A 24058-nucleotide genomic window follows, 5' to 3' on the forward strand; every position below is an offset into this window, starting at 1 on the left:
GATGTTCCGGCTGCACGATCCGGGTACGGGTGCACGCCCGGATCCGCCCGGAACCTCTGCACGCGCGCCGCGGTCGTGCAGAGGTGCCGGAGGGGAACCCGGGGACGGGAACCCGGACGGGCTACTTCACGCTGCCGGCGGTGAGGCCGCCGACGAGACGCTTCTCGATGAGCATGAAGAGGATGATGACCGGGAGGATCGCGACGATCGAGACGCCGAACACGTACTGCCAGCTCGTCTCGTACTGACCGACGAACTTCGTGAGCGCGACCGACAGCGGCTGGTTCTTGTCCGTCGACAGGATCACCAGCGAGGCGGCGAACTCGTTCCAGCAGGCCACGAACGTGAACACGATCGCGGTGACGATGCCCGGCCAGACGAGCGGGAGGTTGATCCGGAACAGGACCGTCAGGCGTCCGGCGCCGTCGATCTGCGCCGCCTCGTCGACCTCCTTGGGGATGCCGGCGAAGAACGAGTGCATGATCCACACGGCGAACGAGAGGTTGAAGGCCGCGTTGATGAAGATCATGGCGGTCCAGGTGTCGCCGAGGCCGAGGACGGTGAACTGCCGGAACAGGCCCGACGTGAGCACAGCCGGCTGCAGCATCTGCGTCACGATCACGAGGAACAGGAACACCATGCGGCCGGGGAAGCGGAACCGGGCCGTGTAGTACGCCGCGGGGAGCGACACGAGCAGCACCAGGAGCGTCGCGAACACGGAGATGACGATGGTCGAGACGAGGTTGTACGGCAGCGGCGTCTCGGGTGTCGACCACATCGTGAGGTAGTTCTCCCAGTGCCACTCCACCGGGAGGTAGGTCGGATCGACCGAGCGGATCTGCGCCTTCGTCTTCACCGATCCGAAGAACATGATGAGGTACGGCAGCACGAAGATCGCGAGCACGAGGAACCCGGCGGCGGTGCGCAGGATCACCCGAGGCAGCGTCACCTGATCCGCGGTGTAGCGGCGCCGGCGGCCGGGGATCGGCGGGGTTCGTCGTCCGCGGGAGTCGGCGGTGGTCACGAGGGCGGTCTCGGTCACGGTCATGATCAGACCTCCTTCATGGGCTTGACGATCTTGACGTAGGCCGCGACGATCGCGATCACGATGAGGAAGGCCACGACCGACAGGGCGCTCGCGACGTCGACCTTCTTCTGCAGCTCGATGTACTTGAAGATGAGCGTCATGATCGTGTCGGCGCCGTAGCCCGGGATCGACCCCGTCATCACCTTCAGGATCGGCAGCGAGTTGAAGACGTTGATGATGTTGATGAGGATCGCCACGGCGAGGGCGCTGCGCAGCTGCGGCAGGACGATCGACCAGTAGGTGCGGGCGGCGCCGGCGCCGTCCATCTTCGCGGCCTCGATCGCGTCGGCGGGGACCGCCTGGAGCCCCGCGAGGATCGTGTAGGTCGTGAAGGGCAGCGACACGAACACCGCGATGACGATGGACCAGGCGAACGCCGTCGTCGGGTTCTTCGTCCAGCCGTAGCCCACCGCGTCGTCGGAGAGCCCGATGTCGTAGAGGAACTTGTTGAAGACCCCGAAGTACGGCTCGAGGCTGTAGTAGAAGACCATCGTGGTCATCACCACGGACGCGGCCCACGGCACGATGACCGCCATCCGCACGAGCTGGCGCCCCGGGAACGCCTTGTTGAGGATCTGCGCGAGGCCGAGCGAGATCACGACCGTGAACAGCACCACCGACACGACCCAGACGATCGTGCGGACGAAGATCGGCCAGAACTCCGGGAACGTGAAGACGGTCACGAAGTTGTCGAAGCCGACCGAGCCCTTGTCCAGGCCCGAGAGCGAGATGTCACGGGTGGAGTTGAAGAACATGACGCCGGCGGGGAACAGCACCACGCCGATGATGAGCACCAGCGCGGGGGCGATCCACGGCAGCGCTTGCAGGAGGTCCCGTCCGCCGGGGCGACCGCGCACGGCCGTCCCGGCGTCCGGAGTGCGGGGGCGGCCGGTGGCCGCCCCCGCGAGGTTCGAGGATTCTGTCGTCTGGCTCATGGGGGATTCCCGAACCTCTCCGTTCCGCGGGTCAGCCCGCGTCCACCTGGTCCTGGATCTGCTTCAGCACATCGGCCGCCGGCTGATCCTGGATCTGTCCGAACAGCGACTTGAAGGCGCCGTCCGCTGCCGACCACTTCGGGTTGGTCGACGGGTAGAACTGCGCGTCGGGCAGCACGTCGAGGAACGGCTTGAGGGACTCCTCGCCGGACAGCTCCTCGGCACCGGACTTCGTGACGGGGAGGAAGCCCTCCGCCTGCACCCACGGCACGTAGACCTCGGGCGAGTAGAAGTAGTCGAGGAACTTCGTGATCGCCTCCTGCTTGTCGCCGTCGTTCTCGAACGCCATGAGCTGGTCCATGACCCCGAGGGTGAACGGCGAGCCGTCCTTGGTCGGGATCGGCACGATCGAGTAGTCGAGGTCCGGGTTGTTGTCGGCGATCTGGCCGACCGTCGGCGGCAGGCCGACCTGCATGCCGATCTTGCCCTGGATGAAGATGTCCATCAGCGGGGAGCGCTGCGTGGAGCCGGGGTCGGCCTGGGTCGCCCCGGCGTCGATCATCTTCTTGATCTGCTCGGCGCCGACGAGGTTCTCCGGGGTGTCGATGGTGATCTCGGACGCGTCGCCGAAGGATCCGCCGCCGCCCCAGAGCCAGACGGCGGCCTCGGCCTGCGCCTCCTCCGAGCCGAGCGGCATGCCGTAGCCCGCGACGCCGCCGCCGAGGGCGGACACCTTGGTCGCCGCGTCGAGCAGGGAGTCCCAGTCGGTCGGCGCCTCGACGCCCGCCTGGGAGAGGAGGTCGTTGTTGACGAAGAGGGCGCGTGCGGAGGCGATCATCGGCAGGGCGTAGGCCGTGCCGTCGACCTCGGCGTTGGCGAGGAAGGAGTCCTGGAAGTCGGAGTAGACGTCGTCGGACACGACCTCCTCGACCGGGTAGAGCAGCTCGTCCTCGACGAAGCCCGCGAAGGGGCCGCCGTTGTAGATGTCGGGCGCCTCGCCGGCCTGGACCTTTGTGGAGATGACCTTCTCGAGGTTGTCCCACGACTGCACCTCGAGGTTGACCTTGATGTCGGGGTTGTCCTTCGTGAAACCGTCGATGACGTCTTCCCAGAGACCCTTCGTGGCGTCGGAGTAGCTGGGGACGAGCAGGTCGAGCGTGCTGGCGTCGTCGCCGCCGCCGCTGTCTCCTCCCGATCCACCGAAACCGCAGGATGCGAGCGACAGCGTGGCGACGGCCGCGACCGCTGCGGCCCCGTATCGCCGTGACTTGTTCATGGGCATTGCATTCCTCACTGTGGGTGCTGCTCCAGCGGGCGGGGTCCGCTCTCCGGAGAGGGGGGTGGTGCACAGTCGCAGAACACTCCACGCGACGGTGCGTGATGATCACGCCGCCGAGGTGGTCGCGATCGTCCGAGCGGGGGCTCGGGGGAACTCGTCCTGATTATTTGTCAGGCAAACAAACAAATCAAGATGTTGCTCTCTTGGGACGAAATACTATGATCGGATTACGCCCGAAACAATCACAAGTACGCAACAACTCGTCCGAAAGGCCTCATCATGACCGATTCGCTGCCCGGCGCGCACATGCGCGAAGAGCTCCGCTCCCAGCCGCAGATGTGGGCCACCGCCGCCGAGCTCACCGCGGAGCAGGCGCTGCTGCCGGCTCACGGGGCACGGGTCGCGGTCGTCGGCTGCGGCACCTCGTGGTTCATGGCCCAGTCGTACGCCGCCCTGCGCGAATCGTCCGGTCACGGCGAGACCGACGCGTTCGCGGCCTCCGAGGCCTTCGTGGACCGCGGCTACGATGCCGTCGTCGCCCTCACCCGCTCCGGCACCACGACCGAGGTGCTGGAGCTCGTCGACCGCATCAAGGGGCGCACCCGCACGATCGGCGTGATCGGCGACCCCGACTCCCCGCTCGTCTCCCTCGTCGACGACGCCGTGCTGCTGCCGTTCGCCGACGAGCAGTCGGTGGTCCAGACACGCTTCGCCACGACCGCGCTCGCCCTCTTCCGGGCGTCGCTGGGCGAAGACCTCTCCGGGGCCATCGCCGATGCGACGGCCGTGCTCGCCGAGGAGGGCGACGACATCGCGCTGCGCGACGCCGAGCAGTACACGTTCCTCGGGCGGGGCTGGACGATCGGCCTGGCCCACGAGGCCGCGCTGAAGCTGCGCGAGTCGTCGCAGTCCTGGACCGAGGCGTACCCGTCGATGGACTACCGCCACGGTCCGATCGCGATCGCCGCCCCGGGCCGGGTGACGTGGCAGTTCGGAGAGGCGCCGGAAGGACTGGCCGCGGAGGTGCGCGCCACGGGCGCCCGATTCGAGCACCGCGCGATCGACCCGCTCGCCGACCTCGTGCGCCTGCACCGGACGGCCCTCGACCGTGCCGTGGCCCGCGGGCTCGACCCCGACCAGCCGCGCAACCTCACGCGATCCGTCATCCTGGATGCATGACGCCAGCGATCCCCGGAGCCGAGCGATGACCCCGAACGACGCCGCGGACGCGATCCCCGACGTCGCGAGGGACGAGGCCGGCGAAAAGCTCGCCGCGGTGCGCACGCTCGGTGCCGGGTCACCCGTCCTCGCCTTCGACGTCGGCGGGACGGACATCAAGTCGGCGCTGTTCGACGCGGACGGGCGGGCGCTCGGCCTCCGCCGCACGCCCACCCCCACGGCCGACGGCGACCGCACCCCCGCGCTACTCGACCGGCTGGAGGTGCTCGCCGCGCAGCTCCGCGACGAGCATCCCGACGTGGTGCCTCGCGCCGCCGGCCTCGTGGTGCCGGGGATCGTCGACGCAGCCGCCGGGATCGGCGTGTTCGCGAGCAACATGGGCTGGCGGGACGCGCCGCTGCGCGCGCTCGCCGCGGAGCGTCTCGGCCTCCCCGTCGCGTTCGACCACGACGTGCGCGCCGCGAGCTGGGCCGAGCACGAGCTGGGCGGCGCGCGGGCCTACGACGACGCGGTGATCCTCGTGATCGGCACCGGCATCGCCGGGGCCCTGCTCGTCGGCGGCCGCCCCTACACGGCCGGGGGCTACGCCGGCGAGATCGGGCACTCCCCGATCGCCGACGGACCGGTGTGCCCGTGCGGTGCCCGTGGCTGTCTGGAGGCCGTCGCCTCGGCGGGCGCCATCGCGCGCCGCTACCGGGAGGCCACGGGGACGACCCCGGACGGCGCCAAGGACGTCATCGCCCGGGCGGCCGCCGGGGATCGGGTCGCCGCCGACATCTGGGACTCGGCGCTGGACGCGCTCACCCTGTCGCTCGCGCAGCTGACCGCCGTGGTCGCCCCCGAGGCCGTGGTGATCGGCGGCGGACTGTCGCGGGCGGGCGGCGCGCTCTTCGACGAGCTGCGCACCCGCCTCGCCGCCCGCCTCAGCTTCCACCGCCTCCCCGCGCTCGTCCCCGCCGAGCTGTCCGGCAACGCGGGCCTGATCGGCGCCGCCCTCCGTGCCAGGGAGCTCGCATGATCCTCACCGTCACCCCGAACCCCGCGCTCGACCTCACCTGGCAGGTCGATCGGCTTGTGGCAGGCGGGACGCACCGCGCCGACACCGGGGCGTCCCGCGCCGGCGGCAAGGGCCTCAACGTCGCCAGGGTCGCACACGCCGAGGGGGCATCCGTCCTCGCGCTGACCACGGCCGGCGGTCCGGTCGGCGCGGAGTTCGCCGCGGAGCTCACGGCCAGCGGGGTGCCCCATGTGCTCGTGCCCGTCGCGGCCGACACGCGTCGCAGCATCGCCCTCGTCGACGAGGCAGCGGGCGACACCACGATCGTCAACGAGCGAGGGGTGAACCCGACAGATGCCGAGTGGGGCGGGCTCCTCGCGGAGGTCGTCGACCGGCTTCCCGGTGCCGCGGTCCTCGTCGTCTCCGGGAGCCTTCCGCCCGGGGCGCCGGAGTCGCTCGTGCCGATGCTCGTCGCGGTGGGTGCGGACGCCCGCGTCCCCGTGATCGTGGACACCTCCGGCCAGGCCCTCCTGAGCGCTGCCGACGCCGGAGCGACCGTGCTCAAGCCCAACGCCGCGGAGCTCGCCGAGGCCACCGGCATCGACGACCCCGTCGAGGGCGCGCGGTCGCTGCTGGTCCGGGGCGCCGAGCTCGTGCTCCTGTCGCTCGGGTCCGACGGCATGCTCGCCGTCACCGCGACCGATCTCCTGCACGCCCGACTCGACGAACCGCTGGCCGGCAACCCGACCGGGGCGGGAGACGCCGCGGTCGCGGCCTGCGCCGTGCTCTCCGCGGAGGGTGAGCGCGATCCCGAGCGCATCCTCCGTCGCGCGACCGCGTGGTCGGCAGCCGCCGTCCTCATGCCGCTCGCCGGCGACATCTCCCCCCGCTGGCGCGCGCTCGAGGAGCAGCTCCGCGTCTCCCGCCCCGACCCTGCCTCCTTCCGGAAGGACCCTTCGTGACCCTCGTCTCCGCTCGGGAGCTCGTCTCCGCGGCCGCCACCGCCGGCACCGGCATCGGTGCGTTCAACGTCATCCACCTGGAGACCGCAGAAGGCCTCGTGCGGGCCTCCGCGCTCGCCCAGCTCCCCGTGATCCTGCAGATCTCGCAGAACTGCGCCGACTACCACGGCGGTCTGGAGCCGGTCGCCCTCGCGACGCTCGCCGCGGCGAGACGAGCGGAGACCCCGGTGGCGGTGCACCTCGACCACGCGGAGCGGCCGGAGCTCGTCGACGAGGCCGTGGCCCTCGGGTTCGGCTCGGTCATGTTCGACGGCGGCGCGCTGCCCTACGACGAGAATGTGGCGCTCACGGCCGAGGTCGCCGCCCGGGCCCGCGCGGCGGGAGTGTACGTGGAGGGCGAGCTCGGCGAGGTGGGCGGGAAGGACGGCGCCCACGCCCCCGGTGTCCGCACCGATCCGGACGAGGCGCGGGCGTTCGTGGCCGCGACGGGAGTGGACGCGCTCGCCGTGGCCGTGGGGTCGTCGCACGCCATGACCGACCGCACGGCCTCCCTCGACCTCGACCTCATCGCCCGCCTGCGTGCGGCTCTGCGCGGAGCCGCCGCGGACGGCACCGACGTCCCCCTCGTGCTGCACGGCTCGTCCGGGGTGGCCGACGCCGTGATCGCCGATGCCGTGCGCGCCGGCATGACCAAGGTCAATGTCTCCACCCACCTCAACGGCTTCTTCACGCGCGCGGTCCGCGAGGTGCTCGCCGCCGACGAGCGTCTGGTCGACTCCCGCAAGTACCTCGCTCCCGCCCGCGCCGCCCTCGCGGACGAAGCCGCCCGGATGCTGCGGCTGTTCGCCCTGCTGCCGTCGCAGAATCCCGCTCCGGTCGCAGAGGTTCCGGGCACGACTGCGACCTCGACGCGAAACGACGACCGGTGAAGCGCGCGGCCCGACTGCACGCGATCCTCGACCTCCTCGCGGCGGACGGAGAGGTGACGGTGGAGGAGCTGGTGGAGCGGTTCGGGGCCTCCCCGGCCACCACCCGCCGCGACCTCGACTCCCTCGCCGAGCAGCGGCTGCTCACCCGCACGCACGGCGGTGCCGTGGCGCAGACCGTCGCCTACGAACTGCCCCTCCGCTACAAGAGTCATCTCCGCACGCACGAGAAGGAGAGCATCGCCCAGACCGCGGCGGCGCTCGTCACCCCCGGCATGGTGGTCGGGCTCTCCGGCGGCACGACGACCACGGCCATCGCGGCCGCGCTCGCCGCGCGGGAGGATCTGGCGGCGGAAGGCGGGATCACGGTGGTGACGAACGCGGTGAACATCGCCGCCCAGCTCGCCACCCGACCGGAGATCAAGGTGGTCGTCACGGGCGGGGTCATCCACGCGCGCACGTATGAACTTGTCGGCCCGTTCGTCGAGCAGCTCCTCCGCGGCGTGCGGCTCGACCTCGCCTTCATCGGCGTGAACGGGATGGATGCGGTAGCCGGGGCGACCACGCAGGACGAGCGCGAGGCGGCGGTGAATCGCATGATGGCGGAGCGGGCGCGACGGGCCATCGTCGTGACCGACGGCAGCAAGCTCGGGGCCGAGGCGTTCTCCACCATCGGCGGGGCGGACCTCTTCACCACGGTCATCACCGATCGAGGAGCCGACGAGGCCGCCCTCGACGCGCTGCGCGCTGCGGGCTACACGGTCCACCTCGCCTGAGGCACCCCGGACGCCCCGAGGGCCTCGGCGTCCCCAGATCGCCGAGGCCCTGCAGGAGCATCGCGGCTGCATACCGCGACGCTCCCGGAGCAGATGGTGTCCGTCTCGTCTTCCCGCTCCCCAGCGGCGTTTCCCCAGAACCGACGGCGCCTCCCTCGTGCCTCTCCCTTCGAGGCCTGTCGCTCGACACCTTCCGAAGAACAGGAGAAGGCCGGTGCGGTTCTGATACCTCGATCCGGGAAAAAAGTCAGAATCCGTTGCCGTGACACTGGAACGGGGCGGAAACCCCCGTCGTGAGCGCGGCGCTCGCCAGGGCGTCGGCGGCAGACGCGCCGGCAGAGAGGCCGTCGTGGACCGCGGTCAGGAGCTCGCACGCGTCGTCATCCGGCACCGTGACGGGGGCCGCGATCACCGCCTCCGCGCCCGCATGCAACCAGACGCGCGTCATGCCCAGGGCCTCCTCGCCCCAGCGCACGGAGGACCGCCCCAGCTCGCACGCCGAGAGGATCACAGTCCGCGGCACCCGGGCGATGAGGTCGACGTCGTAGCCGAAGAGCACCCCGTCGGCGAGTTCGAACCCGGAGAACAGCGGATTGTCGACCGCGTGACGCCCGTGCGCGGCGATATGGAGCACGTCGACGGAGGCCGCCAGCGCGGTGACGGCGGTCACGGTCGCGGTGGTGTCCTGCAGCATCCGGGTCGTCCCTCGTCCCGCCCACGACTCCGTCGCGCGCTGGACTTCTTCCGCCGCCCGCGGCACGCGCGGTCCCGCCGCGAACCCGACGCTGGGGGCCGAGGAAGCCGAGGCCTCCCCGTCGAGCCAGCGCGAGACCGAGGTCGCGAGGGTGAACGGCACGCCGTGCATGCCGGGGAGCATGGCCCACGGCACCCCACCGAGGATTCCGGGAACGGTGATCACGAACCGCGCGGCACCCGCGGCGGCCCGACGCATCGGCGCGAGCAGCTCCTCGTCGAGGACCGCGAGGCGCGCTGCCAGAGCGCGCGCGGTCACCGGACCCATCGCGCCGTCCCGCGTGAGCGCGGCCATGTCGAGGTCGGCACGCAGGCCGTCGAGAGCAATCCGCACCCGCGGCCACGACAGGTCGACGAGGGTCGCGGCGTCCGGCTGCACCACCACCCCGTGCAGGCCGGTGCCGGTGTAGACGTAGGCCAGAACTGCCGTGTCGGCCGGCAGCAGGGCGGCGGCTTCGGCCAGCGTCCGACGTTCCCGCGTCGCCCCGGAGCCCGTGGCGGACCACTGCCGCTCCCGCACCCGGTCGCGGAGCGCACGGACGGTGGGGTCGGTCGTCCAGTCCGCCCCCGCGAGGTCGGCGCGCAGCATCCGCAGCTCGGCGAGGTCGGCGGCGAGGGCGTCGTCATGCGGCGGGCGCACCGGGGCGACCTGCTGACTGAGGTGCCGGGCGCGCTCGGACCACTCGAAGAGCGTCGCCGGGTCGCGGCGGCGGACGGCCGCGGCGAGTCCCGTGAACACGAGGTCGCTGGCATGCATGGCGACGGAGGCCTGCAGGTCGAGGGCGCCGAACGACCGCTGCCACGCCGACAGCAGGTCGAGCCCGGTGGCCGCGGCGCGCAGCGCCTCGCCGTCGCGACCGCGTCCGGCGGCGCGGGCCGCGCGCACCTCCTGCGCGCGGAGTCGCAGCGGCGTCGGAGCCGAGGCGGGGACGCGCGGGAGGCGACCGGTGCCCTCACGACGAGCGGTCAGCCGCAGGGCCGTTGCCTCGGTGCGGAAGCCGCTCCGGTCGAGCTCCTGCGCCACCCGCTCCCACGCGGCGGCATCGAGGGGACGATCGGACCGGATCCGCTGTCGCGCTTCCAGCTCCACCGCCGCGGCGCGGGCCGCCCAGCCGCTGCTGCCGAGGGAGGTGAAGCGGCGGGCGGCCGTCCTCGCGGTGCGCGCGGCGGCCCGGGGATCGTGCCGGACGAGCGAGCGGGCGAGGTGGAACTCCGCTTCCCCGCGGGCCTGGCGCATCCGCTGGGCGCCGAACTGCACGGCCACCTGGGCGAGCAGGGCCTCTGCCTCGGTCGTCAGCCCGGCGTCGCGGAGCACCTCGGCGCGGTCGAGGTCGCTGATGGCGGTGGCGAGGGCGCTGGTGGCGGCGAACGTCGGCCGGGACTCGGCCATCAGGCGCAGCGCCGACACGAGGTCGCCGCCGAGGAGTGCGGCATAGCCGAGGTTGTGCGTGGCCTCCGCGAGGGAGTCCCGTTCGTCGTGCGCCTCGTAGATCCCGATCGCACGACGGAGATCGGCCATGCAGGAGTCGAGCTGATGGCGCTGCATCCGCACCACCGCCCGGTTCATCAGGCAGTTGGCGAGCGCGGGGGTCTCAGCCCCGGCGCCGAGGGCATCGATCGCGGCGGTGAGGCTCGCCTCGGCCTCCTCCAGCCGTCCGCCGTGCATGAGGAGGGCGCCGAGCTGCCCGCCGAGGAGGGCGACCGTCTCGGCCTGCAGCCCGTCCCTTGCCAGCGCCTCCCGGCACAGCGCCTCCGCGGCCGCGGGCTCGCCGGTCTGCGCGAGCACGTAGGCGGTCGTCCCGTCGATGCGGGCGCGGAGGTCGGCGTCGTCGGTGCGGGCAGCGGCCTTCTCCAGTTCCCGTCGGGCGCGGGTGAACTGCCGGGCGTTGGCCGCCTCGACGCCGCGTCGGTGCAGCGCGCTCGCGGACAGGGGCATCCGTCCAGGATGCCGTGCCGGAGTGGCCGTGCGGAAGGGTGTGAGGTGTCAGGACCCCTCGTGCGGCGTCGGCAGCGACGTCAGGACGGCGGCGACGGCCTTCGCGGCGACGGCGGGCTTCACCCCCTCGGCCGGGACGGCGCCGAGCTGAGCCGCGACCCGACCGGCGATGTACGGAGCCGCGAAGGAGGTGCCGCTCCACACCGCGAAGCCGCCGCGGTAGTCGTCCGGGTCGAGCGTCTCGCGCGGCAGCCCGTCGATGTCCGCGCGGGTCGCCGCCTGCGCGCCGCCGACGAAGGCCGGCGAGGTGCTGACCACGGCGGCGCCCGGGGCGTACACCTGCACCCACGGGCCGACGTTCGAGAACAGCGCGACGGAGTGCGCCGACGGGTTCAGGGCGCCGACCGACACGTGCGGAGCGCCGTCGTCAGACGGCAGCCCGTTGTCGGCGCCGGGCCACGGCCACAGCGAGGCGGGGAACGAGGGCCGGTCGATCGCGTCGTTGCCGGCCGAGCAGACGACCACGCAGCCGAGCTCTCTGGCCTTCGCGAGCAGCTCGTACAGGGTCGTGCTGAAGAGTCCGTCGGTCGGGGTCTCGTGGTAGTAGCTGAGGGAGAGGTTGAGCACGTCGATCGGGAAGCCCGTCTTCGGGTCCTCGCGGTGCCGCCGCAGCAGTTCCACGACCTGCGCCACGGTCTCCAGGAGCGTGCTCTCGTCGACCACCCCGAGCGCGCCGGCGACACGGATGGAGAGGATGTCGGCGTCCGGTGCCGCCTGACGCACGAGGCCTGCGATGAAGGTGCCGTGCCCGGCGACCGCGTCGATCTCCCCGTCGAGCTGCCCGTACAGGTCGGGGTAGCGTTCGGGGTCGGCGTCGTCCGTGAAGCCCACGGGGACGCCGTCGAGCTCGACGTGCCGGGTGACGATGTCGGACGGCAGCCAGGCGTGCTCGCCGCAGCCGGTGTCGAGGATCGCCACGACCGGCCGTCGTCCGCGCTTCGGAGCGGCGGCGCGAGCCGGTGCGGGTCCGAGCCAGGTGACCGGCTGCCGCGCCCCGCGTCCGGGCTCCAGGTAGTCGTCGCTGCCGCCACCGCCGGGAGCGGCACCCCGGACGGGATTCGTCCGGGTGAACGGGTTTGTCCGCGTGAACGGGTTCGTCCGGGTGAACGGGTTGAGTCCGACCGGATCGATCGAGAGCACGTGCTCGAGGCTGGTCCGCGGCATGGTCGAGCGTGACAGCCGGCGCGCGCGCTGCAAGACCCGCCAGGCGTCGGGTGCCACGGGGGATTCGCCCCTGGTCGGCTCATCCGGCGTGGTCAGGCGCGCCCGCAGGAACCCCGCGACGCCCGGCACGAGCTCGCCGTTCCCGATCTCGCGCTCCGGAGACTCCAGTTCCAGCCGCCAGCCGAAGGAGTCCGCGGCATCCCTCAGGGCGCGCAGCTCGCGGTCGTACGCCTCCTCCTCGCCGAGGGCGCGCGTGATGAGCAGGCGCTCCGGCAGGTACGCGGTGGGGAACGCCCGGATCCCGTCCACCGGTTCCGTGCTGGGGTCGAGGGCGGTGCCACGGCGGATCGATCCCTCCGCGCGGTCCTGCCAGGTCCATCCCTGGGGCTGATCCATCGGTCATCCTCTCCGTGGGCATCGACGGCGACGGCGCCGGCGATGCGGGGTCACAACTCGAACTGCGGGGTCTCCAGGGTGCGGGTCTCGTCGCCGACCGTCGCGGTCAGGCGCACGCGGCTGAGCCCGGACGGCACCTCGTCGAACACGAATCGGCCCGTCTCCGCCGGGGTCGTCCGGCGCTCGCGCTCGCCCTGCAGCAACAGGATCTCCGCGGCGGCGGTGTCCACCCAGCCGTCGATCCGCCGTCGCCCGGACGCGGTCGTCGTGACGTGGAGGAGGATGCTCGTGCTGCCGTCGCTGAACTGCAGGGTGAGGGCGTCGGTCTCGCCGCGGACCGCGCCGCGCTGGCCTTCCACGAGCGTGAGCAGCGCGTACTCGCGGTTGAGCCCCTCTGCGGCGACCGCGGCGACCATCCGGTCGATCAGCCCGGCAGGGACCGGATCGACCTCTCTCCAGAGGCTGCGCAGGCGGGCGAACAGCCGGGCGTCGTCCTCATCGCTCATGATCGTCCCTCCGTCCGAGTGGCCGGGGCGTCGAGGAGGTCGCGGAGCTTCGCGAGGCAGCGGCTGCGAGTCGGGCCGATGCTGCCGACCGGCATGGAGAGGTCGCGCGCGAGGCGCGCGTAGTCCGGACGATCCTCGAAGGCGATCACCCGGAGCAGGCGCTGACACCGCTCGGCGAGGCGGCGGACGGCGGCCCAGAGCCGTCGGTTCTCGTCGTCGAGCGCGGCGTGCTCCTCGGCGGACGCTTGCTCCGGAAGGAGGGCGTCCAGGTCGTCGGACTCCGCGGTGTCGACGCGACCGTTCGCCTTGCCGACCTTCCAGGCCTCGCGGCGGGCGGTGGTCGTCAGCCAGGCGGAGACGGCGCGCGAGTCGGCGATGGCGCCGTGGCCGCGCACGAGCTGGAGCCAGGTCGTCTGCACGACGTCTTCCGCGAGGGTGCGTTCGAGGCCGTAGGCGCGCACGACGTGCCAGAGCACGGGCGTCATCAGCCGCACCAGGTCGTCCATCGAGCGGCCGTCGCCATCGCGCCACGCATCGAACAGGTCCGCGGCGCGTTCCCAGCGTGCGCGCCCGTCGTCGGATGCGGGATCGAAGGCGGCGCCGGGGGCACCGTCGATCATGAAGCCCATTGTGATCACACCTACCAGGAGCACGGCAAGGGCTCGGTGATACATGTCGCCGTCCAAGAATTCCGACGGCCCGATCCGTGGTGCCACGCCGCCCTCGCTAGCGTGGAGGGGTGATCGCTCTCGTCGTCGTGCTGTTCCTCAACGCCGGTTTCAACGTGCTCGTCTGGCCGCGGTTCTACACCCGCGTCGCGAAGGACCCGCGTGCCAGGGACGAGAACGGCAAGGCCACCCCGTTCCTCCGTGTGCACGTCATCCTCATCGCGATCGCGCTGGTGCTGGCCGTGGCCTCCGCGGCGGCGGGGATCACCGTGCTCGCGCTCGCGCCATGAATCGGTGGTCTCCTATCGGCTCTGATGTGACGGCGACCGACATCGATCGCGACCACTGTCCCGGGTGAGCCGCCGGCGAGATGTGTTCAGCTCTACGCGCTAGACGTCTTTGAACAAGACGAGAATCGGGAGAATCGGCACGGCGGTTGTCGCAGGATTGGTTGCTGAAGGGTGATTCGTGCGGATCGGTAGCCTGGGAGCATGCCGGAACTCTTCCGAAGTGCCGCCGGAAGCTTGCAGGAAGCCGGGTGGACGTTTGAGCCGCCGACGTCGATGGAGAACGGCGTTCCCTCCCCGCTGCGCGCGGCACCCGAAACGGTGATCCGCTGGGTGTCCTCGTTCTCACTCCTGTCGAGCTCAGACGAGACGGTGTGGTTCTTGTCCCGCGACGACTACTCGACCGGCGCGGAGGGGGCGTTCGCGTGGAACGAGTGTGAACTGCTGAGCATCCAGGCCGCGACGACGGATGATGAGGCGGTCGCGGTCTCCCGTTTCTGGAGGCGCCACGCACCCATCCTGCTTTCCGTTCGCAACGGATACGAGTACCTGGCGGTGCGAGACGACGGAGCAGTCGTCCACGGTTCCGAGCCAGAGTTCGAAGAAGCGGTCGTCGTGTTCTCTCACTTCGAAGATCTGCTGAGGTACACCACCGCGCGGCCGGCCCGGCGCGACCAGGTCGTCGACAGCTTGCTGTTCGGTGCCGCCGACGTCACTGGCCCGACGCCAGGCGACTAGCGCAGTGTCTCCACCTCAGTCCGCCTCGTATCGGGCGGCGTGCGCGGCCCAGCGAGACTCGACCGGGAGGCTGCGGAGGGCGCGGTTCCCGATCGCGAGGGCGGCGGCCACCACGCAGAGGGCCGCGCAGAGGAGGATGGTGCCCTGTCGTCCGAGCCCGGCGAGGCCGAAGCCGGCGATGAGCGGGGCGAGCGGCATCGCGCCCATCGCGAGGACCCCCATGGCGCTGTTCGCGCGTCCCAGCAGACGTGACGGCGTGGCCACCATGAAGTAGCCCATCATCCCGGCGTTCAGGGCGGGGACGAGGAGCACCGTGGCGCCGAGGACGGCGGCGACTGTCCACGGTGCCGACGCGAACGACAGCACGACGGCGCCGAGGGCGACCACTGCGAGCCCGCCGATCGTGAGCACGCCCGCCGGGATCCGGGGCACGAGGAGCGGGGCGACGATCGCGCCGACGAGCATCACGGCGCCGATGGCCGCGCTGACGGTTCCGATGAGGAGTTCGGAATGGCCTGCCTGCTGCAGCGCATAGACGGCCGTGGTGATCGCGGCGTTGAAGCCGAGGTTGACGATGGTCATGATGAGCATGACGCCGCCGAGGTCGGGGCGGGACAGCAGCCAGCCGAAGCCCTCGCGGAACTCCCGCCAGGCGTTCGGGCCTGCGGAGGGCGCGCCGCCGTCGTCCTCGTCCAGAGCGCCGACGTCGGCGATTCCCGCGCGCCGGACCTGTCGCCCGAGGAGCCCGGCGGTCACGGCGGCGACGAGGTGGCACAGGGTCATGACCGCGCCGACGAGCCAGCCGCCGACGCCGAGCAGCAGCCCGCCGAGGGGTCCGCCGGCGAGCTGGAGGGCCGCATCGCGCCCCTGGTTCGCGGCCTGCGCGCGCCCCATCGCGTCGTCCGGGACGATCTCCTTCAGCGCACTCTCGCCGGCGACGTCGAAGAGGCCGCTCCGCGCGGCCAGCAGCACGTCGATCACGAGGAGGGTCGCGAAGGTGAGGGCGCCGCCGAGGGCGACGAGCGTGAAGGCGCCGGCCAGCACGATCCCCAGAATCGAGCCGATGAGCATGAGCACGATGCGCCGGTGCCGATCCGCGATGATCCCGCCCACGAGCGTGAGCAGCACACGCGCCACCGTCCCCGCCCCCGCGATGATGCCGGCCTGTGCGGGGTCGTTCGTGATGACGAGCGCGAGGAGCGGGACGGCGAACCCGAAGAGCGCCGAGGCGAGCCCCTTGCTCGTGTCGCTGACGAGCCAGGTGAGGTAGCGCGTGTTCTGCCACAGGCGGTGGGGCGGGGTCGTCGTGCTCATGGCTCGACGATAGTTTCGCAAGAATAATTGCGCAACTGTTCGTGCGCATTTGCGTGACTAGGATCGGGGAATGGCTGACGACGCGGAGAAGACCTCTCGGGAGGACGCCGCCTTCATGACGTCGGCGATGCTCAAGGCCTATTCACACCCGCTGCGCCGGCAGATCCTGCGCCTCATGGCACGCCGTGGTTTCCTGCGCGCCGCGGACATCGCCGGCGAGCTCGACGTGCCGGCCAACAGCGCCAGCTTCCACCTGCGGGTGCTCGCCGAGGCAGGGCTCATCGAGGAGGCTCCGGAGCAGGCCAGGGACCGCCGCGACCGCGTGTGGACGGGACGCAAGGGGGCCCTCAACGTCGGCGGTCCGGAGAGTCCCGTCGCGGATCAGGCGCTCGGCGATGCGGTGGTCGCCGCGCTCGCGGAAGACCACGTCGACCTGCTGCGTCGGGTGGTGGCCTGGACGCCCGAGTACGTCTCCGGTCGCACCGCCGAGGTGCACGCGTCGTTCGTGCAGCGCACCATCCGGCTGACCGAGGCCGAGTTCGACGACGTGATGCGCAAGATCAACGACGTGCTCTCCGCCGCCGACGCCGCGCACGACGACACGGATCCCGCGGGGCGTCACTGGCAACTGGACATCGTCGTCGCCGACGACACCATCTGACTCACTCGTCGTCCTCGTCGTCGGGGCGCTCGCCGCTGAGGATGAGGATGCGGCGGAGGTGCATCACCGTCAGCACGCCCGGTCCCATCGAGCTGCGCGCGTCGAACGTACGGTCGTCGACGCGCTCCAGCAGGAGTCGGATCGCCCGTGCCGCCTCCCCACGGCGGCGGTGCGCCGCGCTCGAGGCGGGGTCGTCCTCCGCGATGACGTCGGCGACGGCATGGCAGGCCGCCGACAACGGCTCAGGCAGGGCCGGGTCCAGTGACATGGCGGCCGGACGTTCCCAGATCGTGTCGGCCGTCGCGTCGGCGATGTCCCGGATGAGGTGCGCGATGCGGTCGAGCGTGGAGAGCTGCTCGTGGATGGGGGCGGTGCCCGCCTGCCGGCGGCGCGCCCGCGGGTTGTAGCGGACGCTCTCGTCGGCCTCGGCCAGGGCGGCACGGAGGTCGGCGGTGGTCTCGGCGAGCGCTGCGGCATCGCCCGCCCACTGCGCGGTCTCCGGGGGCCAGGATTCCGAGACCGCGGAGCCGATGTCGTGGAGGTGCCCGGCGAGCTGTCGTCGGAACTCCTCCACCCGGGCCTCGGCCGATCCGATGAGCGGTGCGGGGGCGAAGAGGAGGTTCACCGCCAGACCGATCACGATCCCGACCCCCATCTGGGCCAGGTAGCCGAGGGAGTAGTCGTCCGCGTTCTGACCGCCGATGATGAGCACGAACAGCGCCGCCATCGGGACGTACTCCTTGCCGACGCCGAACCAGCCGGTGCCGGAGACGAGGACGCCGAGGCCGACAACGAGGGGGATCGTCCACCACGTCGGCCCGACGGTGAGCACGATCAGCGCGGCCAGACCGATGCCGGTGGCCAGACCGAACAGGGTCTGCAGGCTCGACCGCATCGACCCCATGAGCGTGGGGTACATGCTCACGAGTGCGCCCAGGGGTGCGTAATACGGGTATTCGTCGGTGACCCCCGGCATGTGCGGCGCGATCGTCCACGCGAGCCCGACGGCGAGCGCCGTCTTGACCACGAGGAGCAGGCGCGCGGGGCGGACGGCCTCGCGGACGGTGCGGGCGAGGTACGAGCGGCGTTCGCGGACGCGCAGGCGCGAGAGATCGGGCGTCACGTGATCCTCTCCTCGCGGCGGTCGGGTGGTCCTGTCCGGCGAGGATAGGGCGGCGCGCGGCGTGCGGCCACCGGGTTGCCTCGGCTCCGGTCGCCGGGTAGAGGGCGGCCGGACGCGGATGCCGCGACCGCGCGGGGTGCGCGGCCGCGGCATCCGCGGATTCCGGTCGTCGCGTCAGGGAGTCGCTCGACGGAACGCGAGGAAGGAGACGACGCTGAGGACAGCGACGACCACGAGTCCCCAGAGGGCGAGGCCCACGGCGCCGAGGTCGAGGATGCCGAGCCACACGTCGCGCCACAGCTCGAGCCGCGTCACGAGGAACACGACCCCGACGAGGAGGAGCGCCAGGGCGACGCCGACGATGGTGAGCACCATCGGGCCCCAGCTCTTGTAGATCGTCGCGCCGGTGAACCCGACCACGAAGAAGAACAGGGCGAGTGTGAAGTAGACGACGAAGGCGCCGAGCGGGCCGGCCTCCCACAGCCACGGCAGGTGGAACACCCAGCCGTTCACGCCGTAGCCGTTCGTGGCCAGCTCGATCGCGCCGCCGAGGAGGAAGAGGATCCCGAGCAGCGCGCTGCCGAGGATCGCGGTCAGCAGCGTTCCGATGAAGAACTCGCGCCGGGTGACGCTCATGGCCTGCGAGAAGGGGAAGGTCAGGGTCATGGCCGACAGCCCGATCGCGAAGAAGTACCACAGCGGCGCCTGGCCGCCTCCGCCGTACTTGGGGGCGTCGCCGGGGATCATCGCGTAGATGAGGACCGAGATCACCACGGCCGAGGCGAGGATGATCAGCGGCACCCAGACGAAGGTCTGCCGGTTGATGAGCTGCAGGCGGATGACGTTGAGTGTGCGTCGCATCAGCGGACTCCTTCCGTTGCGGCCTCGGCCCTCGTGGCGGCGCGGGTCTCGGCCTTCTGGGTGAGGCGGACGATGAGCTGCTGCAGGGACACGGGGGCGAGGTCGAGGCCGGCGGCCCGCACCTCCGCGCGGTCGTCGGCGGTGAGCGCACCGAGCACGGTGACCGAGGCGACGCGCCCGAGCTCGTCGCGGTGCAGCACCTCGCGATCGCCGACCCAGGCGTCGACCTTGGCGGCGTCGCCGACGACGGTCACGGCGCGGTCGCGGACGGCATCCGTGTCCTCGTTGAGGAGGATCTGGCCGTTGTCGATCACGATGACCTTCTCGATGAGGTTCGCGACCTCGTCGATCAGGTGCGAGGAGAGGATGATCGTGCGCGGGTGCTCCGCGTAGTCCTCCACGAGGCGGTCGTAGAAGATCTGCCGGGCGACGGCGTCGAGCCCGAGGTAGGGCTCGTCGAAGAACGTGATCTCGGCGCGGGAGGCCAGGCCGATGATCACGCCGACCGCGGAGAGCTGCCCGCGGGAGAGCTTCTTGATGGTCTGCTTCATCGGCAGCTGGAACTCCGCGATGAGCTCGTCCGCGAGGCTCTGGTCCCAGTGCGGGAAGAACAGGCGCGCGGCGGCGAACGCGTGCCGCGGGGTGGCATCGTCCGGGTACTTCTGGCTCTCCCGGACGAAGCAGATCCGGCCGAGCACATGGGCGTTCTCGTACGGATGCTCGCCGAACACCTTTACGGTGCCGGAGGATTCGAAGTTCTGGGCCGTGAGGATCGACATGAGTGTCGTCTTCCCGGCGCCGTTGCGGCCGAGGAGCCCGTAGATCGAGCCTCCCTCGAGAGCGAGCGACACGTTGTCGAGCGCCCGCTTCTCCTTGTAGCGCTTGGTGAGGTTCTGCACCTCGATGACGGCGGTCATGCGGGGTTCTTCCCTTCTGGGGTGGGGGCGGATGCGGCGCGCTGACGGAGCAGGTCCGCGAGGTCTTCCGCGCCGAGGCCCAGCGTGCGGGCCTCCGCGAGGAGCGGGTCGATGTAGCGGTCGGCGAAGGCCGCGCGGCGCTCGCCGAGGAGCAGTTCCCTGGCGCCTTCCGAGACGAACATGCCGATGCCTCGGCGCTTGTGGAGCACTCCCTTGTCGGCGAGCATGGCGACTCCCTTCGCGGCGGTGGCGGGGTTGATGCGGTAGAACGCGGCGAGCTCGTTCGTCGAAGGGGCCTGCGCCTCCTCGGCCAGCGAGCCGTCGAGGATGGAGTCCTCGATCTGCTCGGCGATCTGGAGGAAGAGCGGCTTGCCTTCTTCGATCACGAGTCCTCCGCGGTTGCTGGGTTACTTACTTGACTAAGTAACCACGGAACCAGGGCGGTGTCAAGCAACTGCTGCCTAGGCTGCGGGGGCGAGCTCGCGGCGACGCATCAGGGTCAGGGCCCCGGCGCCTCCCGCGATCAGGGCGAGCACGAGCCACCACAGGCCGCGTATATCCACGCCGCTGCCGTCCACCACCGGGGTCACGCCGAAGGGCGAGAGGTTCATCGTCCAGTCCGGCAGTCCGAACAACGGGCCGAACAGCCCGAACAGGGTCGCCAGCAGGACGAGGCTCCACGCGACGGCCGTCGTCGCGCGGGGGAGCAGCACGAAGACGAGCGCGGTGAGCACGGCGAAGACCGCCGCCGCGAGGGCCTGCCCCGCTCCTGCCACGGCGACGATGCGGTACAGCGGATCCGCGCCGCCGTTCACCCGGATCCCGACCCAGCCGGCGAGCACCGCGGCGGCGACCACGATCACCACCGCGACTACGCCAACAATCACGTAGTCGGCGAGCCAGCGCACACGACCGACCGGGGTCGCCAGCACGGCTTCGGCAGTGCCGCGCGCCTCCTCCTGCCGTGCGCGCACCACGATCTGCACGGCGCAGCACGCGGCGAGGATGCCGAGAAGGGTGAAGAACACGGTGACCACGACCTCGTCGAGCCCGCCCGTCGCTCCGCCGATGGTGGTCAGGATGTTGGCCACGGCCGGGTTCTCGCCCGAGATCCGGTCGACCAGTCCGCTCAGGGTGGTGGCGAGGATGCCGGTGATCGCCCCGCCGACCGCCCATCCCACGATCGCTCCGGACGTGAGCCGCCACACCAGCGCGTGCGGCGAGGCGAGCGCGGGCCGTGCCGATACCCGGCCGGGGCGCTCCGCGACGAAGCTCGCGTCGATGTCGCGCAGCGACTGCAGGGCGACGGATGCGCCGGCGAGCACGAGCCCGAAGGCCAGGCCGAGCAGCATCGGCCCGACCAGGTCGGCGTCGTAGGGGCGGCTCTGCTCCACCCATCCGAAGGGGGACAGCCACGCCGGCCACGCGCTCGTCATGCTCGTGAGATCGTCGCTCGGCGTGCCCGCCGCGTTGCCGATCCCGCGGATCAGGAACGTCGCCACGAGCACCCAGACCGTCAGCGAGTTCGCGCCTCGGGAGGTGCGAATGAGCTGCGCGGCGAGGAGGCCGATGCCGAGGAACGCGATGCCGCACGATGCCGCTGCGGCCCCCGCCAGGACCGATCCTGCGAGCGGAAGGCCGGTGGCGACCAGCGCGAGCGCCGTGAGTAGGGCCAGGGCGACGTTCGCGAGGACGCCGTGCACGAGGGTGGCGATCGTCGGAAGGCGGCGCCCGGCCGGGGTGGCCCAGACGAGCTCCGCCCGTCCCGCCTCCTCGTCGCCCCGGGTGTGCCGCACGGCGAGGAATGTGCTCATGAGGGCGGCGAGGAACGCCAGCCACGGCAGCACCTCGAAGGCCAGGAACGCCCCTTCGGACGTGCCGGACGGCAGCCCGCGGAACATCAGGATCACCGGATTCGCGAGCGCGGCCGCGAGGATGTTCTGCCGGTCGGCGAGGGTGGAGTACGACTGGCTGACTCCGGCGTATCCGGCGAAGGCCATCAGCGCCGTGCCGACGATCCACAGCGTGAGCTGCAGCCGATCACGCCGCAGCCGCTGTCCCAGCAGCACGCCGAAGGCGGTCATCACGCACGATCCTTCAGTGCGCGGCGGGTGGAAGGCGCTTCGTGCTCCGTCTCGCCGTCCTCGGCCGCCTCGAGGCCGGCGAGGTCATCGCCGTAGTGGCGCAGGAACAGCTCCTCGAGCGAGGGCGGGGCGACGCGGAGATCGCTGATGCCCAGAGTGGCGAGGGCGGGAAGCACCGTCGCCGTGTGATCGCTGTCGACGGAGAGGCGGAAGCGGTCGCCGTGCTGCGCGGGGTCGTGCACGTCCGGGATGCGGCCGACCTGTTCGAGGGTCGCTCCGGCGGAGGTGAACGACACGTCGCTGCGGGTGAGATGACGCAGCTCCGACAGGGTCCCCGTCTCCACGACGCGGCCGGCGCGGATGATCGACACCCGGTCGCAGAGCTGCTCGACCTCGCTCATGATGTGGCTCGACAGCAGCACGGTCGCGCCGTTCGCGTGGGCGCGGGCCACTTCACGCTGGAAGATGACCGCCATCAGGGGATCGAGTCCGCTGGTCGGCTCGTCGAGGATGTAGAGGTCGGCAGGCACGGCGAACGCCGCGATCAGAGCGACCTTCTGCCGATTGCCCTTCGAGTACGCGCGGCCCTTCTTGCGCGGGTCGAACTGGAACGCGTCCATCAGACGCTTCTTCTCGTGCTGGTACGAGGCGTCTCTCGTGCGTGCGCCGCGGAGTCGGGCAAGCAGGTCGACTGCCTCGCCCCCGGACAGGTTCGGCCAGACGCTGACGTCTCCTGGCACGGACGCGATGCGTCGATGCAGGTCGACGGCGCGATCCCACGGGTCTTCGCCGAAGACCTCGACCTCACCCCCGGTGCGCCGCGCGAGGCCGAGGAGGATACGGATCGTGGTTGACTTGCCGGCCCCGTTCGGACCGAGGAAGCCGTGCACCTGACCCTGCTCGACGGTGAGGTCGAGGCCATCGAGGGCATGCACGTGCCCGTAGTGCTTCGCGAGGTCGCGGGTGGCGATGACGGTGGTCATGCGCGGAGCGTACGCCCGATCCACGACGTTGTGAATCGGGCGAAATCGACACATGCGAGATCCTTACGTGCCCCGCGTACAGTGGGCTGGTGCCGGAGTTCCCCTACAGCCGCCTGCGTCGCTGGCCCGACGTCGAGGCAGACAACCTCCAGGCCCACGATGCGACCGACCTCCTGCTCGTGGAACGCGCACTCGCGCTCGACGTGCCGGGGTCAGAGACGGTCGTGATCGGAGACGAGTACGGCGCGATCACGCTCGCTCTCACGGCGGCCGGGCGCTTCGGGATCCGGGTGCACCAGGACCTCGCGACCGGACGCCGCGCACTCGCCCGCAACGCCGAGGAGCTCGGAATCGGCGGGTTCGCGCCGCACGAGCTCGATGCCGATCTGCTCGCCGGAGCGAGACTGGTGCTGCTGCAGCTGCCGAAGGCCCTCGCCGAACTGGAGGAGATCGCCGACGCCGTGGCTCGCTGGGCCGCCCCGGAGGTGGTGCTCGTCGCGGGAGGCCGCGTGAAGCACATGTCCCTCGGTCAGAACGACGTCCTGGCGCGGAGCTTCGCCCACGTGCAGGCGCAGCGCGCCGAGCGGAAGTCGCGGCTGCTCGTCGCCACCGAGCCCCTCCCCGTACCGGGGTCCCCGCCGTTCCCGGTGTCGGCGCGGCACGGCGACCTCGTCCTCGTGGCCCACGGGGGCGCGTTCGCCGGTGCCCGCCTCGATATCGGCACCCGTGCGCTGCTCGATGCGCTCGACCTCGACGGGAACGCCGGGCGCCGCGTGCTCGACCTCGGCTGCGGGACGGGCGCGCTCGCCGTGTCCTGGGCGCGTGCTCGCCCGCAGGACCGGGTCGTCGCCACGGACCGCTCGGCCGCCGCCGTCGCCTCCGGCCGTGCCACCGCGTCGGCGAACGGGGTGGCCGATCGGGTCGAGGTCACCCACGACGACGCGGGGTCGGCGCTCGCCGCGGGGAGCTTCGACACGGTGCTCCTGAATCCGCCGTTCCACCTCGGCGCCAGCGTGCACACCGGCGCCGCGACCCGCCTGTTCGAGGCCGCCGCGCGCCTGCTCCGACCGGACGGGGAGCTGTTCACGGTGTACAACTCGAGCCTCGGCTACCGGGCCGAGCTGACCCGGCTCATCGGCCGCACCGAACAGCTCCGGCGCACCCCGAAGTTCACCGTGACGCGCACCGTCCGTCGCCCGTGAACACGGTGCGCCGAGATTGCTAGACGCTCGTACTATCCCCCGGTCAGCGGCGGAAACCCGGACAGGTCGGCGGTGCAGGATTTGCCGCTGACCGGCCATTTCGTTACGTTGGTCTGCGGGCCTGACGGCCCATAGACCAGTCCGCGGTCACGTCCTTCCTTCGATGAGCTGTGCGGCGAAGAGGCGTGGGCGTACGGTCGATCCCCTCTGCGGCGGATCCGAAATCCGCCGCCTGTGCCGCCACAGCGAAGACGTCGAACGGCC

General features: G+C 71.4%; 23 protein-coding genes. 9 read left to right on the forward strand and 14 right to left on the reverse strand.

The window, feature by feature from the left end; translation table 11 throughout:
- Positions 1-121: 121 nt before the first annotated feature.
- From WFJ36_RS07295 to WFJ36_RS07305, 3 genes are read right to left on the reverse strand one after another with little or no spacing between them, the layout of a single operon-like run.
- A complete protein-coding gene (locus WFJ36_RS07295) occupies positions 122-1048 on the reverse strand; it encodes a carbohydrate ABC transporter permease (protein ID WP_025104200.1) in 927 nt (308 codons plus the stop codon).
- A gap of 2 nt (positions 1049-1050) precedes the next feature.
- Positions 1051-2022 carry a carbohydrate ABC transporter permease gene (locus tag WFJ36_RS07300; RefSeq protein ID WP_060923387.1) on the reverse strand — a complete coding sequence of 324 codons (972 nt, stop codon included), beginning with the start codon at positions 2020-2022 and terminating at the stop codon, positions 1051-1053.
- A 31-nt stretch (positions 2023-2053) separates the two neighbouring features.
- The gene (locus WFJ36_RS07305; RefSeq protein WP_256209365.1) at positions 2054-3304 is read right to left on the reverse strand and encodes an extracellular solute-binding protein; all 1251 of its coding nucleotides are present in this window, start codon (positions 3302-3304) and stop codon (positions 2054-2056) included.
- Positions 3305-3580: 276 nt separating this feature from the next.
- Here WFJ36_RS07305 and WFJ36_RS07310 point away from each other — a divergent pair, with 276 nt between their 5' ends.
- From WFJ36_RS07310 to WFJ36_RS07330, 5 genes are read left to right on the forward strand one after another with little or no spacing between them, the layout of a single operon-like run.
- Positions 3581-4480: an SIS domain-containing protein gene (locus WFJ36_RS07310; RefSeq protein ID WP_336643006.1), complete on the forward strand. Its 900-nt coding sequence runs from the start codon at positions 3581-3583 to the stop codon at positions 4478-4480.
- A 25-nt stretch (positions 4481-4505) separates the two neighbouring features.
- A complete protein-coding gene (locus WFJ36_RS07315) occupies positions 4506-5498 on the forward strand; it encodes an ROK family protein (RefSeq protein ID WP_336643007.1) in 993 nt (330 codons plus the stop codon).
- The gene (locus WFJ36_RS07320) at positions 5495-6439 is read left to right on the forward strand and encodes a 1-phosphofructokinase family hexose kinase (protein WP_336643008.1); all 945 of its coding nucleotides are present in this window, start codon (positions 5495-5497) and stop codon (positions 6437-6439) included. Before WFJ36_RS07315 ends, WFJ36_RS07320 begins: the two co-directional genes overlap by 4 nt.
- Entirely contained in the window at positions 6436-7368 is a 933-nt protein-coding gene (locus WFJ36_RS07325) for a class II fructose-bisphosphate aldolase (protein WP_336643009.1), read from the forward strand. Before WFJ36_RS07320 ends, WFJ36_RS07325 begins: the two co-directional genes overlap by 4 nt.
- Complete coding sequence (locus WFJ36_RS07330; RefSeq protein WP_071327968.1) at positions 7365-8141, forward strand: DeoR/GlpR family DNA-binding transcription regulator; 777 nt, start codon at positions 7365-7367, stop codon at positions 8139-8141. Before WFJ36_RS07325 ends, WFJ36_RS07330 begins: the two co-directional genes overlap by 4 nt.
- Positions 8142-8388: 247 nt before the next feature.
- Here the strand turns inward: WFJ36_RS07330 and WFJ36_RS07335 are convergent, their stop codons facing one another.
- From WFJ36_RS07335 to WFJ36_RS07350, 4 genes are read right to left on the reverse strand one after another with little or no spacing between them, the layout of a single operon-like run.
- Entirely contained in the window at positions 8389-10830 is a 2442-nt protein-coding gene (locus WFJ36_RS07335) for a CHAT domain-containing protein (protein ID WP_336643010.1), read from the reverse strand.
- 48 nt (positions 10831-10878) lie between these two features.
- Complete coding sequence (locus WFJ36_RS07340) at positions 10879-12450, reverse strand: S8 family peptidase (protein WP_336643011.1); 1572 nt, start codon at positions 12448-12450, stop codon at positions 10879-10881.
- A 50-nt stretch (positions 12451-12500) separates the two neighbouring features.
- Complete coding sequence (locus WFJ36_RS07345) at positions 12501-12956, reverse strand: hypothetical protein (RefSeq protein ID WP_336643012.1); 456 nt, start codon at positions 12954-12956, stop codon at positions 12501-12503.
- Complete coding sequence (locus WFJ36_RS07350; protein ID WP_256209364.1) at positions 12953-13576, reverse strand: RNA polymerase sigma factor; 624 nt, start codon at positions 13574-13576, stop codon at positions 12953-12955. The genes WFJ36_RS07345 and WFJ36_RS07350 overlap by 4 nt, the downstream gene beginning before the upstream one ends.
- 119 nt (positions 13577-13695) lie before the next feature.
- Between WFJ36_RS07350 and WFJ36_RS07355 the strand changes: the two genes are divergently transcribed.
- Positions 13696-13914, forward strand: a complete 219-nt coding sequence (locus tag WFJ36_RS07355; protein ID WP_136051470.1) for an SCO4848 family membrane protein — start codon at positions 13696-13698, stop codon at positions 13912-13914.
- A 201-nt stretch (positions 13915-14115) separates the two neighbouring features.
- On the forward strand, positions 14116-14649 hold the full coding sequence (locus WFJ36_RS07360) for a hypothetical protein (RefSeq protein WP_025104187.1): 534 nt from the start codon (positions 14116-14118) through the stop codon (positions 14647-14649).
- A 15-nt stretch (positions 14650-14664) separates the two neighbouring features.
- Here WFJ36_RS07360 and WFJ36_RS07365 read toward each other — a convergent pair whose 3' ends face one another.
- Positions 14665-15963, reverse strand: coding sequence for an MFS transporter (locus WFJ36_RS07365; RefSeq protein ID WP_336643013.1), 1299 nt, complete (start codon positions 15961-15963; stop codon positions 14665-14667).
- A 70-nt stretch (positions 15964-16033) separates the two neighbouring features.
- On the opposite strand from WFJ36_RS07365, the gene WFJ36_RS07370 reads away from it, so the two are divergent.
- Positions 16034-16624, forward strand: a complete 591-nt coding sequence (locus tag WFJ36_RS07370) for a helix-turn-helix domain-containing protein (protein WP_336643014.1) — start codon at positions 16034-16036, stop codon at positions 16622-16624.
- Between the two features lies 1 nt (position 16625).
- Here WFJ36_RS07370 and WFJ36_RS07375 read toward each other — a convergent pair whose 3' ends face one another.
- From WFJ36_RS07375 to WFJ36_RS07400, 6 genes are all read right to left on the reverse strand, one after another.
- The gene (locus WFJ36_RS07375) at positions 16626-17747 is read right to left on the reverse strand and encodes an FUSC family protein (RefSeq protein ID WP_336643015.1); all 1122 of its coding nucleotides are present in this window, start codon (positions 17745-17747) and stop codon (positions 16626-16628) included.
- Positions 17748-17921: 174 nt separating this feature from the next.
- Positions 17922-18608, reverse strand: a complete 687-nt coding sequence (locus WFJ36_RS07380) for a hypothetical protein (RefSeq protein WP_292787731.1) — start codon at positions 18606-18608, stop codon at positions 17922-17924.
- A complete protein-coding gene (locus WFJ36_RS07385; protein ID WP_071327960.1) occupies positions 18608-19525 on the reverse strand; it encodes an ABC transporter ATP-binding protein in 918 nt (305 codons plus the stop codon). The genes WFJ36_RS07380 and WFJ36_RS07385 overlap by 1 nt, the downstream gene beginning before the upstream one ends.
- A complete protein-coding gene (locus tag WFJ36_RS07390; RefSeq protein ID WP_292787734.1) occupies positions 19522-19911 on the reverse strand; it encodes a GntR family transcriptional regulator in 390 nt (129 codons plus the stop codon). Before WFJ36_RS07390 ends, WFJ36_RS07385 begins: the two co-directional genes overlap by 4 nt.
- Positions 19912-19986: 75 nt before the next feature.
- The gene (locus WFJ36_RS07395; protein ID WP_336643016.1) at positions 19987-21609 is read right to left on the reverse strand and encodes an ABC transporter permease; all 1623 of its coding nucleotides are present in this window, start codon (positions 21607-21609) and stop codon (positions 19987-19989) included.
- Complete coding sequence (locus tag WFJ36_RS07400; RefSeq protein WP_292787739.1) at positions 21609-22592, reverse strand: ABC transporter ATP-binding protein; 984 nt, start codon at positions 22590-22592, stop codon at positions 21609-21611. Before WFJ36_RS07400 ends, WFJ36_RS07395 begins: the two co-directional genes overlap by 1 nt.
- An 89-nt stretch (positions 22593-22681) precedes the next feature.
- Between WFJ36_RS07400 and WFJ36_RS07405 the strand changes: the two genes are divergently transcribed.
- Positions 22682-23794 (forward strand): methyltransferase, encoded by a 1113-nt coding sequence (locus WFJ36_RS07405; RefSeq protein ID WP_336643017.1) that lies wholly within the window; start codon positions 22682-22684, stop codon positions 23792-23794.
- Positions 23795-24058 lie beyond the last annotated feature (264 nt).

Source organism: Microbacterium sp. MMO-113 (genome assembly GCF_037148555.1).
Taxonomy (GTDB): domain Bacteria; phylum Actinomycetota; class Actinomycetes; order Actinomycetales; family Microbacteriaceae; genus Microbacterium.